Source organism: Enterobacter sp. RHBSTW-00975, assembly GCF_013615235.1.
Taxonomy (GTDB): Bacteria; Pseudomonadota; Gammaproteobacteria; order Enterobacterales; family Enterobacteriaceae; genus Enterobacter; species Enterobacter ludwigii.
This window is the reverse complement of the sequence record NZ_CP055883.1, coordinates 446076-458183: the sequence shown is the minus strand read 5'-3', so window position 1 is coordinate 458183 and position 12108 is coordinate 446076. Positions and strand designations below refer to the sequence as shown.

Below are 12108 nucleotides of genomic sequence, written 5' to 3'. Positions count from 1 at the left end.
ATTATTATGGTCAAACCAACTGAACGTAGAGTTGGTTATGGCGTGGCGCTTGGCTACGGCATAACCGATCTGTTTGGCGGAGGCGCTTTCGCCATTATCGGCACCTGGCTGTTATTTTTTTACACGACCTATTGCGGGCTGTCTGTTATTGAAGCGGGCTCTATATTTGCTATCGCCCGCGTCATTGATGCACTGTTAAGCCCGATCATGGGTTATATCACTGATAATTTTGCGGGTACCTGGCTCGGCCGTAAATTTGGCCGTCGCCGTTTCTTTTTATTACTGAGTTCCCCGTTAATGTTTTTGTATGCCCTGTTGTGGCTGACGGATATGGGGTACTGGTATTACCTGGGAACCTATCTCTCGATTGAACTGCTGTCGGCGATGGTGCTGGTGCCATGGGAGACGCTGGCCGCAGAAATGACGAACCGCTATGAAGAGCGCAGCCGACTTTCAGGGGTGCGCATGATCTGCTCTCAGCTTGGGGGGTTCCTTGCCGTTTCCGTCCCCGGCGTCATTATGCAGTTCACCGGGAAAGACAATCCGTTTACCTATACGCTCACCGGCCTGATATTTTCCTGCGTTTTTTGCCTTGCGGTGTTTATTACGTGGTACACCACATGGGAAGCGAAAGATGTGCATCAGGAGTCCGATTTTAAGATAGATAACCAGCGCAGCAGCGGGGTAGCCAATCATCTGAAATATCTGGTACTGGACCTCTTTTCGTCCTTTCGCATCCGCGCATTCCGCCTGCATATCATTATTTATATCTTCTCGTTTACTGCGATGGACGTCTTCGGCTCGGTCTTTACCTATTATGTCGTTTATTGTCTGAGCCAGGATGCGGCGGCCGTGTCGGGCTGGCTGAGCATTGCCGCCTTTGCCTCGGTACCAGGCACGTACGGATTTATGCTGCTTTTGAACCGGCTGAATATCACGCCGTCCGCTGCGCTGCGCCTCTCTTATGGCTGTATCTTCGCCGTGCTGGTATTCCTGTTTACGGTCTACCTCACCAAAACGCAGGTGCCAACGCTGCTGTTCTCGGGGGTCTTTATCCTGCTCGGTGCCGCCCGCTCTGGTCTTTATTACATCCCGTGGAATATCTACAGTTTCATCCCTGATATCGATGAGATTGTAACGCAGCAGCGCCGCGAAGGGATTTTTGCCGGCGTGATGGTATTGACCCGCAAAAGCACCGTGGCGATTGCCATCATGATCATCGGCCTGGTGCTGCAGGAGTCAGGGTTTGTGAAGGGCAGCGGCGCACAGCCTGAAAGCGCGCTGGTGGCCATTATCGGCCTGCTGATTTTCGCGACGGCGGCCCTTCTGGCCGTGAGCTTCTTCACGACCTATAAATTTAAACTGACCCGCGAGACGCACAAGCTGCTGCTGAAGGAGATTGCGCGCCGCAAGCTGGGCGGAGATTATCGCGACTGCGACGCCAACACCCGTGTGGTGATCAAACAGCTCACCGGCTATGAGTATGACCAGGTGTGGGGAGGGGATGCCACGCGCCGGGCGGCAGGAAACGCCAGTTTATCCGCAGTAAAATAGCCGTACGTACCGGACAGCGCTTCGCTGTCCGGCCGATTTTATGCCAAAATGTGACCTCTGGCAGATTTACACGCCTTTACGCTATACTACCCGCTGAAATAATCAGCTCAACGCTACGAGCTGACGTTCTATGTGTCTTCACACAAATGTAATTAACTTCCCTTCCGAGGATCTGGCTGAAGCCGGATAAACTATGTTAAACAGTATTTTAGTGATACTTTGTCTCATTGCCGTCAGTGCATTTTTCTCGATATCCGAGATCTCGCTGGCCGCCTCCCGTAAAATCAAACTGAAACTGCTTGCTGACGAAGGCAACGTTAACGCATCACGCATACTCAAAATGCAGGAAAACCCGGGAATGTTTTTCACCGTGGTGCAGATTGGCCTGAACGCGGTCGCCATCCTGGGCGGTATCGTGGGGGATGCAGCATTTTCACCGGTGTTTCATGGCCTCTTCGCACGCTACTTTTCACCTGAACTCTCCGAGCAACTGAGTTTTATTCTCTCCTTCTCGCTGGTGACTGGCCTGTTCATCCTCTTCGCTGATCTGACCCCGAAACGCATCGGTATGATTGCGCCAGAAGCTGTGGCTTTGCGCATCATCAACCCGATGCGCTTCTGCCTGTTCCTGTTCCGTCCGCTGGTGTGGTTCTTCAACGGCCTGGCCAACAGCATTTTCCGCCTGTTTAAAATTCCGATGGTGCGAAAAGACGATATCACCTCTGATGATATCTATGCGGTCTTCGAAGCGGGTGCCCTGGCGGGCGTGCTGCGCAAGCAGGAGCACGAGTTGATTGAGAACGTGTTTGAGCTGGAATCCCGTACCGTACCGTCATCCATGACCGGACGCGAAAACGTGATTTGGTTCGACCTGCACGAAGACGAGCAGAGCCTGAAGCAAAAGGTGGCCGAGCACCCGCACTCCAAGTTCTTGGTCTGTAATGAAGATATCGACCACATCATCGGTTATGTGGACTCGAAAGACCTGCTGAACCGCGTGCTGGCCAACCAGAGCCTGGCGCTCAACAGCGGCGTTCAGATCCGCAATACCCTGATTGTTCCGGATACCCTCACCCTCTCTGAAGCGCTGGAAAGTTTCAAAACGGCCGGTGAAGATTTTGCCGTTATCATGAACGAATACGCGCTGGTGGTGGGCATCATCACCCTCAACGATGTGATGACCACGCTGATGGGCGACCTGGTTGGCCAGGGTCTGGAAGAGCAGATTGTTCAGCGTGACGAGAACTCATGGCTTATCGACGGCGGTACGCCGATTGACGATGTCATGCGCGTGCTGGATATCGACGAGTTCCCGCAGTCAGGTAATTACGAGACCATTGGCGGCTTTATGATGTTTATGCTGCGAAAAATCCCGAAACGTACCGACTCGGTGAAGTTCTCTGGCTACAAGTTTGAAGTGGTGGATATTGATAACTACCGCATCGACCAGCTGCTGGTGACGCGTATCGATAATAAACCGACCGTGCTGGTGCCGCGGATGCCTGACGCAGAAGAGAAAGTGTCGGCGTAAGGCCCATAAACATCAACGGCTCCCATCGGGAGCCGTTTTTTTATCAACTGCGTTTTTTACTACTGCATAGCACGTTGGTTAAGCCATCTCAGTTTGCAGACGCATAACCTGACGGTTGACTTCAGACATCACAGACAGGTGCTGCTTGTCCTTCACTTTTGGGATAAGGATCTTGCCCTTATCAAACTCAAAAGCGCCAACATCCTTGATATACAACCGTCCACGGAACAGGATCTTCACGTACTTCGCCACCTGAAGCGGGTTGTAGCGTTGGAAAATTTTCATTCTTGTATCTCCTGCGAATCATACGCTCTTGCGGTGCCACAATCGGCCCGACTGTCCTGAGCGCAAATTTTGTTGCCCAAAGACTATAGACCAGAACTACGGTGTTACCCAGTATGCATAAGTTTATTTACCGTTTGATTACAATTATTCAGAATAATCTTTGCAAAGCTTCACTCAGGGCAGTATAAGCCGTCGTTTTTTCATGGATATGTGCGTTCACCCGCAAACTGGCATCGGGATTGCGGGAAAACCACATTGATCGCACTTATGATTAAAAGCGTATGACCAAGTGGTCGGATCACCTGCAAACAATAAGGAAACACCATGACCCTACGTACTATCCTTGCAGCAGCCTGCCTGCTTCTGCCCCTGTGGGCTAGCGCTCACGCGATTGAAAAAGGACAACGAGTACCACCAGTCGGCATTGCTGACCGGGGAGAATTGATTCTCGACAATGATAAGTTTAGCTACAAAGCGTGGAATAGCGCGCAGCTCGCAGGCAAAGTGAGAGTTGTACAACATATTGCCGGTCGTACATCCGCAAAAGAGAAAAATGCCAACCTGGTGGAAGCGATCAAGGCCGCAAAATTCCCACACGACCGCTACCAGACCACCACGATTGTTAATACTGACGATGCCATTCCTGGCTCCGGAATGTTTGTGCGTTCAAGCCTTGAGAGCAATAAAAAACTCTATCCGTGGTCGCAGTTTATTGTCGACAGCAACGGCGTGACGCGTAAGGCGTGGCAACTGGAGGAAGAGAGCTCTGCAATCATCGTGCTGGATAAAGACGGCCGCGTGCAGTGGGTGAAAGACGGGGCATTAACCCAGGAAGAGGTGCAGCAGGTTGTCGCCCTGCTGCACAAACTGCTGGCTCAATAAATAGAGACGCGGAAGCCGGGGTTAAGGAAGGATTCGCGCGGGGTGTAGTCCAGCGGCTTACCCTGCCAGTCATGAACATGTGCCCCGGCGGCCGTGGCGACCGCATGCCCTGCCGCGGTATCCCAGACGTTCGTTGGCCCAAAGCGAGGGTAGAGCTGGGCATGACCTTCCGCCACCAGACAGAATTTCAGTGATGAACCAATCGAGGTCGTCTGGTGTTCACCCAGCTGTTGCAGATATTCCTGCAGTTCGCTGTCGCTGTGTGACCGGCTGATCACCACCAGCGGTGGACGCGCATCGCGCACCTGAATCTGCTTACGCACGCCGCACTCTTCCTTCCACGCCTTACCGTCTGCAGCGCTGTACATGACCTTCATCACCGGCGCGTATACCACCCCAAGCACCGCTTTGCCTTTTTCAATCAGCGCGATGTTGACGGTGAACTCACCGTTACGCTTGATAAACTCTTTGGTGCCGTCGAGGGGGTCCACCAGCCAGTAACGCTGCCAGTGCTGACGCTCGTCCCAGCTCTGCGGCGCTTCTTCTGACAGGACCGGGATATCCGGCGTTAAGGCCTGCAGTCCTTGCAGGATCACCTTGTGAGCCGCGATATCTGCCGCGGTGACCGGAGAGTCATCTGCCTTGCTGACGACCTCCATCGGTTTTGCACCGTCATACACCTGCATGATGGCATCTCCCGCATCCCGTGCGAGCTGACAAATCTTATCTAACATTCTCCACCTCTTTGTTAACGCAGTGGGGTTAACTCTTTGTTTTAGTTATATCGTAATGGGAACAATTCCGCTATCTGTGAAGCAATTCTGGTTTCATGGCGCTTTTTTCTGTCAGGATTCACATTTCTGTAAGCAACACGCTATAGATACATACTCTTTTGTGGCCTGGATCGAAAAAAGGACTCCTCTGATGATTAAGTTTAGCGCAACGCTCCTGGCGACGCTGATTGCAGTGAGCGTACAGGCGGCGACGGTAGACCTGCGAATTCTGGAAACTACCGACCTGCACAGCAACATGATGGACTTCGATTACTACAAAGATACCCCGACGGAAAAATTCGGACTGGTACGCACGGCAAGTTTGATCGCTGCCGCCCGCAATGAAGTTAAAAACAGCGTGCTGGTCGACAACGGCGATCTCATTCAGGGTAGCCCGCTCGGGGACTACATGGCGGCGAAGGGGCTGAAGAAAGGCGAGATCCATCCCGTTTATAAGGCGATGAATACGCTGGATTATGCCGTCGGCAACCTGGGCAACCACGAATTTAACTACGGCCTGAAGTACCTGCACGATGCGCTGGCTGGCGCGAAATTCCCGTACGTTAACGCCAATATCATCGACGTTAAGACGCAGAAGCCGCTCTTTACCCCCTATCTGATTAAAGAGACCGAGGTTGTCGATCAGGACGGTAAAAAACAGACGCTTAAAATCGGCTATATCGGCTTTGTGCCGCCGCAAATCATGACCTGGGATAAAGCCAACCTCGACGGTAAAGTGACCGTTAACGATATTACCGAAACTGCGCGCAAATACGTGCCGGAAATGCGCGAAAAAGGCGCAGATCTGGTGGTGGTGGTTGCGCACTCGGGACTCTCCGCCGATCCGTATCAGGCCATGGCGGAAAACTCCGTTTATTATCTGAGTGAAGTCCCGGGCGTCGATGCGATTCTGTTCGGCCACGCCCACGCGGTCTTCCCGGGTAAGGACTTTGCCAACATTAAGAGTGCAGACATCGAGAAAGGGACGCTCAATGGCGTGCCGTCGGTGATGCCGGGTATGTGGGGCGACCACCTTGGTGTGGTGGATCTGGTCCTCAATAACGACGGCGGCAACTGGAAGGTCACTCAGTCAAAAGCAGAGGCGCGCCCGATTTACGACGCTGCGGCTAAAAAATCACTCGCCGCCGAAGATAAAAAACTGGTCGACGTGCTGAAGCATGACCACGACGCCACCCGCGACTTCGTCAGCAAGCCGATCGGTAAATCCGCCGATAACATGTACAGCTACCTGGCGCTGGTGCAGGATGACCCGACTGTCCAGGTGGTTAACATGGCACAAAAAGCCTATGTCGAACACGTTATTCAGGGCGACCCGGACCTGGCAAAACTGCCGGTGCTGTCGGCCGCGGCACCGTTCAAAGTGGGCGGGCGTAAGAATGACCCGGCAAGCTACGTTGAAGTCGAAAAGGGCCAGCTGACCTTCCGTAACGCCGCCGATCTCTACCTCTATCCGAACACCCTGGTGGTGGTCAAAGCGACGGGCAAAGAGGTGAAAGCGTGGCTGGAGTGCTCCGCCGGGCAGTTTAACCAGATTGATCCGCACAGCAGCAAGCCGCAGTCGCTGATTAACTGGGACGGGTTCCGGACCTATAACTTTGACGTGATTGACGGCGTGGAGTATCAGATTGATGTTACCCAGCCTGCAAAATATGACGGCGAATGCCAGGTCATTAACCCGCAGGCCGAGCGCATCAAAAACCTGACCTTTAAGGGCAAAGCCATCGACCCGAATGCCACCTTCCTGGTGGTAACCAATAACTACCGCGCCTACGGCGGCAAGTTTGCCGGCACGGGAGATAGCCATATTGCCTTTGCCTCACCGGACGAGAATCGCTCAGTGCTGGCGGCGTGGATCAGCGCGGAGTCCAAAAAAGCGGGGGGCATTCATCCGGCAGTGGACAACAACTGGCGCCTGGCCCCCATTCACAGCGACACGCCGCTAGACATCCGTTTTGAAACTTCACCGTCCGATAAAGCGGCGGCGTTTATTAACGATAAAGCCCACTATCCGATGAAGAAAGTTGCAACGGATGATATTGGCTTCGCCATTTATCAGGTGGATTTAAGCAAGTAACGCGGTGTGTGCCGGGTAGCGGCTTCGCCTTACCCGGCCTGCCTTTACGCCGCGCGTTCTTCCCGGTTCGCCATCACCTGCGGCGTATGCACTTCTATCCAGTCCGCCAGCGCGGCCACTTTCTCACTCACCTCTGTCCCTAACGGCGTCAGGCTATACTCAACGTGCGGTGGTACAACCGGATACGAGACGCGATTAACAAACCCGTCCTGTTCCAGCGCCTGTAGCGACTGGGCCAGCATCTTTTCGCTGACGCCTCCCATTTTTCGGCGCAGGTCGCTGAAACGGTGGGTTCCCTGCCGCAGGGCCACCAGAATCAGCACGCCCCAGCGGCTGGTGACATGTTTGAGAACCTCTCTGGAAGGACACTGTTCCGCGAAGAGGTTGCCATCGCGCATTTGTTCGCTAAGTGTCGGTATCGTTGTTTTCATACTTACCTTTATGTACGTACTTACTAAAAGTTAGCTATGGTGCTAGTGTGCCACAACACCAGACAAACACGAAGAGGATTCATCATGATCGCAATTACCGGCGCAACCGGCCAGCTTGGCCAGCTCGTTATCGAACAGCTGTTAAACACCGTACCGGCAAACCAGATTGTGGCGATTGTCCGCAATCCGGCAAAAGCTGAAGCCCTGAGCCAGCAGGGAATTACCGTTCGTCAGGGGGATTACGCTGACGAAAGCACAATGACCTCCGCGCTTAAGGGCATAGATAAGCTGCTGCTGATCTCCTCCAGCGAAGTGGGTCAGCGCGCCACCCAACATCAGAACGTCATTAATGCTGCCAAAGCCGCTGGCGTGAAATTCATCGCCTATACCAGCCTGCTGCATGCGGATAAATCGCCGCTGGGTCTGCACGTTGAACACGTCGCGACGGAGAAGGCGCTGGCAGAGTCCGGCATCCCTTACGCCCTGCTGCGTAACGGCTGGTACACCGAAAACTATCTGGCGAGCGCACCGCCCGCGCTGGAGCACGGCGTATTTATTGGCGCGGCCGGTGAAGGCAAAATCGCCTCGGCCACCCGTGCGGATTACGCGGCTGCCGCGGCAAAAGTCATCTCCGGGGACGGCCATGCAGGCAACGTATACGAGCTGGCCGGCGACCACGCCTGGACGCTGAGCGAACTGGCGGCCGAACTCAGCAAACAGAGCGGCAAAAACGTGGCGAATCAGAACATGAGCGAAGCGGATTTTGCCGCTGCGCTGAAGGGCGTTGGCCTGCCTGCCGGGCTGGCAGATATGCTGGCGGACTCCGATGTGGGCGCGTCTAAAGGCGGTCTGTTTGACGACAGCCATACGCTGAGCAAACTGATCGGGCGTCCAACCACACCGCTTTCAGAGAGCATTAAAGCCATCCTGTAAATGTTGCAAAATGGTTATTTTTTGTAGCATCCCCTCGGGTCATCTCTGATAATGGAGAGATGATCCATGAGGAGGTTCACCGTGCAGGGCGTACCGGAACAGTTCATTGATGAGAGAGACAGCGCGCGCTTTCGCCATCTGGCGCATTTGCCGGGCCTGGAGCTTTATCACGCGCATATTTCTGACTACGCCTTTGAGCCTCATACGCATGAAGCCTTCGGCATCGGCACCATTGAAACCGGTGCCGAACGCTTTCGCTATCGCGGTACTCAGCATCTCGCGGCGGAAAAATCCGTCGTGACCATGAACCCGGACGAGATCCACACCGGGGAATCGGCGACGGATGGCGGCTGGCGCTACCGGATGGTTTACATTGAACCCGATCTGCTGGAAGAGGTGACCGGCCTTCGCCACTGGTGGTTTAGCGACGTAACCCGCCATGACCCGCTGCGCTCACAGCAAATCGGCAGGCTTATCTATGGCCTGTGGCATACGGACGACCCGCTGGCGCAAAAAGGCTTGCTGCTGGATCTGATCGAGACCTTCCAGCCGTTAGCCCGCCACGCACCGGTTACCCGGGAAGGTGCACACCGGTTCGAACGGGTTCGCGAGTATATGCACGACAACTACATGCACGCCCTGACGCTGGACGAGCTGGCCAACGTGGTCTCACTGAGCCCCTACCATTTTCAGCGCCAGTTCAAGGCGCATTTCCATGTCACTCCGCATCAGATGCTGATGGCTATCCGCCTGTGGCGCGCCAAAGCGTTTCTCACGCACGGCATGCCCGCCGCCGAAGTCGCCGCCGCGACCGGGCTGACCGATCAGTCCCATTTGACTCGCGCCTTTACCCGCCGCTATGGCATTACCCCCGTGCGCTACCAGAAGCAGGTCGTTAAGCGCTGATGCGCAACCTCATACAATACGCGCGCCCTTCCCCCTCCTACACTGAACGCAGAATAAACCGATGTGGATGGAAAAATGATTAGTGGTGTGTTGTATGCCCTGCTTGCGGGTCTGATGTGGGGACTGATTTTTGTCGGCCCGCTGATCGTGCCGGAGTACCCGGCAATACTGCAGTCGACCGGACGTTATCTGGCACTGGGGCTGATTGCTCTCCCGCTGGCGTGGCTCGGTCGTGCACGTTTGCGTCAGCTCGGCTGGCAGGACTGGTTCACCGCGCTGGCGCTGACCATGATGGGCAACCTTATCTATTATGTTTGCCTGGCGAGCGCCATTCAGCGAACCGGGGCACCGGTATCTACCATGATTATCGGCACGCTGCCCGTGGTGATCCCGGTCTTCGCTAACCTGCTTTACAGCCACCGCGACGGGAAACTGGCGTGGTCAAAAATGGTACCAGCCTTGGTGTGTACCGCCGTGGGGCTGGTCTGCGTCAACATTGCCGAGCTGCAGCATGGGCTGGAGGACTTCTCGCTGTTGCGTTACGGTTCTGGCATCCTGCTGGCATTCGTTTCCGTGGTGTGCTGGGCGTGGTATGCCCTGCGTAACGCGCGCTGGCTGCGGGAAAACCCGGATAAACACCCGATGATGTGGGCGACGGCTCAGGCGTTGGTCACGCTCCCGGTTTCGCTTATGGGCTATGTGGGAGCCTGTCTCTGGTTAGGCCACCAGCAACCGGATTTCGCTCAACCGTTCGGACCGAGACCGTGGGGCTTTGTCGGGCTGATGCTGGCGATTGCGGTGCTCTGCTCGTGGGTGGGCGCGCTGTGCTGGAATATCGCCAGCCAGAAGCTGCCGACGGTAATTTTAGGGCCGTTGATTGTGTTCGAAACGCTGGCCGGGCTGCTTTACACCTTCCTGATGCGCCAGAGCGTACCGCCGCTGTTAACCGCCTGCGGGATTATATTGCTGGTCGTTGGGGTCGTGATGGCGGTGAGAGCAAAGCCGGAAAAACCGATGGTCGTTCCGGCTTCAGAGAGTTAAAACGTTTCCCAGTTCGCTTCAGACGTCGCCGCGACAGGTTTAGCCGCTGGAGTGTAGCTTTTCACCGGCGCGGCGTTGACCACCTGATTGCGGGTAATTTTAAACACCGCTACCGCTTCGTTCAGGCGTGCCGCCTGATCTTCCAGCGCGGCCGCCGCTGCCGCAGACTCCTCTACCAGCGAGGCGTTCTGCTGGGTCACGCGATCCATCTCGGCCACCGCCTGACCTACCTGATCGATACCGCGGCTCTGCTCGTCAGAGGCAGAGGCAATCTCGCCCATGATGTCGGTCACGCGGGTGACCGCATTCACGATCTCTGCCATCGTCGCCCCGGCTTCGTTTACCAGCTGTGAGCCGGCATTCACGCGCTCGCCGGAATCGTCGATCAGCGCTTTAATCTCTTTTGCCGCCTGAGCGCTACGCTGGGCAAGGGTACGCACCTCACCTGCGACCACCGCAAAGCCACGGCCCTGCTCGCCTGCACGCGCGGCTTCCACCGCCGCGTTCAGCGCCAGGATGTTGGTCTGGAAGGCAATGCCGTCGATTACGTTGGTAATTTGCGCAATTTTGCTGGAACTGGTCGCAATGTCGTCCATGGTGCGCACCACACCCTCCACCACGTTACCGCCCTTCTTCGCGGTTGAGGAGGCATCAAGCGCCAGACGGGAAGCCTGACGTGCGTTATCGGCGTTTTGTTTTACCGTGGCGGTCAGTTGTTCCATGCTGGCAGCCGTCTCTTCCAGAGAGGCAGCCTGCTGCTCGGTACGGGAAGAGAGGTCGTTGCTGCCCGCAGAGATTTCCCCTGCACCGGTGTAAATGGTGTCTGCGCCTTCACGCACCACGCCCACCGTGTTTGCCAGCGAAGTTTGCATCTCCTGAACGTTGCGCGCCAGGATAGCCATTTCATTCTTACCCTCTGCCTGAATCGGCTGGGTCAAATCCCCTGCGGCAATGGCGCGGATATGGCCGATCACATCCTGCAGCGGCAGCAGCAGAACGCGGCGCATTGCAATCCAGCTGGAGACGATCACGGCAATCACCAGCAGCATGACCGCAGAGAGGATCCACAGGATACGTTTATAATCGTTTTCGTTGTCTTTAATCCCTCTGTCCGTGAGGACGGCCTGCGCTTCACGCCATTCACGGTACACGTTCTGCATCGCGGTCTGTTTCTGCTCCGCATTCTGCTTGAACATATCTTCCAGATTGCCCTGGCCCAGCAGGACGTTCATTTGCGTCAGCGTGGCGGAGTAAATACGGTACTGCTCTTCCAGACGGTTAGCCAGATTCTCGTCCAGACCTGGAGTATTAGGCAAAGCGTAGTATTTATCGTAATGGGACTGCGCATCCGCAAGCAGGTTCTTCGCCGTGTTCACCAGTTCATTCAACTGGCCGCCGTTAATCTGAGACGCCATGCTGCTTTGCAGACGCAGCATGCCGCGGTTCAGGGTCACGCGGGCCTGGTTGAGGCTGATCCATGCATCGGTAAACTCGGCGACATTCTGGCTTGAGAGCTGCGAGACGGTGAAGTTATCTTTGTCGTTATTCAGCGCGTTGATAAAAATGCCGGCGGAAATGACTTGCATGATGCCGAGCACAAGCAGCACCGAAATAAGAAGGGTAATGACTTTTATACGTTTAAACATGCGTTGCCTTTTTTATATGCAGGTTTGTCTG

At 55.2% G+C, this 12108-nt stretch carries 11 protein-coding genes; 7 read left to right on the top strand and 4 right to left on the bottom strand.

Translation table 11 applies throughout. The features are described 5' to 3' along the window. Window positions 1-6 precede the first annotated feature (6 nt). Both HV340_RS02195 and HV340_RS02190 read left to right on the top strand, forming a co-directional pair. Window positions 7-1554, top strand: a complete 1548-nt coding sequence (locus HV340_RS02195; protein WP_181216266.1) for an MFS transporter — start codon at window positions 7-9, stop codon at window positions 1552-1554. A 193-nt stretch (window positions 1555-1747) separates the two neighbouring features. Then, window positions 1748-3085 (top strand): hemolysin family protein, encoded by a 1338-nt coding sequence (locus tag HV340_RS02190; RefSeq protein ID WP_014168349.1) that lies wholly within the window; start codon window positions 1748-1750, stop codon window positions 3083-3085. A 78-nt stretch (window positions 3086-3163) separates the two neighbouring features. On the opposite strand, the gene HV340_RS02185 is transcribed toward HV340_RS02190, so the two are convergent. Continuing rightward, window positions 3164-3370 carry a DUF1107 domain-containing protein gene (locus tag HV340_RS02185; protein WP_003856054.1) on the bottom strand — a complete coding sequence of 69 codons (207 nt, stop codon included), beginning with the start codon at window positions 3368-3370 and terminating at the stop codon, window positions 3164-3166. Between the two features lie 324 nt (window positions 3371-3694). Between HV340_RS02185 and HV340_RS02180 the strand changes: the two genes are divergently transcribed. Continuing rightward, window positions 3695-4252: a YtfJ family protein gene (locus HV340_RS02180; protein WP_014168347.1), complete on the top strand. Its 558-nt coding sequence runs from the start codon at window positions 3695-3697 to the stop codon at window positions 4250-4252. On the opposite strand, the gene cysQ is transcribed toward HV340_RS02180, so the two are convergent. Continuing rightward, a complete protein-coding gene (gene cysQ / locus HV340_RS02175) occupies window positions 4246-4986 on the bottom strand; it encodes a 3'(2'),5'-bisphosphate nucleotidase CysQ (RefSeq protein ID WP_014168346.1) in 741 nt (246 codons plus the stop codon). The two genes, HV340_RS02180 and cysQ, sit on opposite strands and share 7 nt — an antisense overlap. Before the next feature lie 190 nt (window positions 4987-5176). On the opposite strand from cysQ, the gene HV340_RS02170 reads away from it, so the two are divergent. Next, complete coding sequence (locus HV340_RS02170) at window positions 5177-7120, top strand: bifunctional 2',3'-cyclic-nucleotide 2'-phosphodiesterase/3'-nucleotidase (protein ID WP_181216265.1); 1944 nt, start codon at window positions 5177-5179, stop codon at window positions 7118-7120. Between the two features lie 44 nt (window positions 7121-7164). Here the strand turns inward: HV340_RS02170 and HV340_RS02165 are convergent, their stop codons facing one another. After that, window positions 7165-7551 carry a helix-turn-helix domain-containing protein gene (locus HV340_RS02165; protein WP_014168344.1) on the bottom strand — a complete coding sequence of 129 codons (387 nt, stop codon included), beginning with the start codon at window positions 7549-7551 and terminating at the stop codon, window positions 7165-7167. Between the two features lie 84 nt (window positions 7552-7635). Here HV340_RS02165 and HV340_RS02160 point away from each other — a divergent pair, with 84 nt between their 5' ends. From HV340_RS02160 to HV340_RS02150, 3 genes are all read left to right on the top strand, one after another. After that, window positions 7636-8484, top strand: a complete 849-nt coding sequence (locus tag HV340_RS02160) for an SDR family oxidoreductase (RefSeq protein WP_181216264.1) — start codon at window positions 7636-7638, stop codon at window positions 8482-8484. An 81-nt stretch (window positions 8485-8565) separates the two neighbouring features. Beyond that, on the top strand, window positions 8566-9390 hold the full coding sequence (locus tag HV340_RS02155; protein ID WP_025205813.1) for an AraC family transcriptional regulator: 825 nt from the start codon (window positions 8566-8568) through the stop codon (window positions 9388-9390). Between the two features lie 75 nt (window positions 9391-9465). Continuing rightward, a complete protein-coding gene (locus HV340_RS02150; protein ID WP_063925735.1) occupies window positions 9466-10431 on the top strand; it encodes a DMT family transporter in 966 nt (321 codons plus the stop codon). Here HV340_RS02150 and HV340_RS02145 read toward each other — a convergent pair. Beyond that, on the bottom strand, window positions 10428-12077 hold the full coding sequence (locus tag HV340_RS02145; RefSeq protein WP_025205815.1) for a methyl-accepting chemotaxis protein: 1650 nt from the start codon (window positions 12075-12077) through the stop codon (window positions 10428-10430). The genes HV340_RS02150 and HV340_RS02145 overlap by 4 nt on opposite strands. Window positions 12078-12108: the final 31 nt, after the last annotated feature.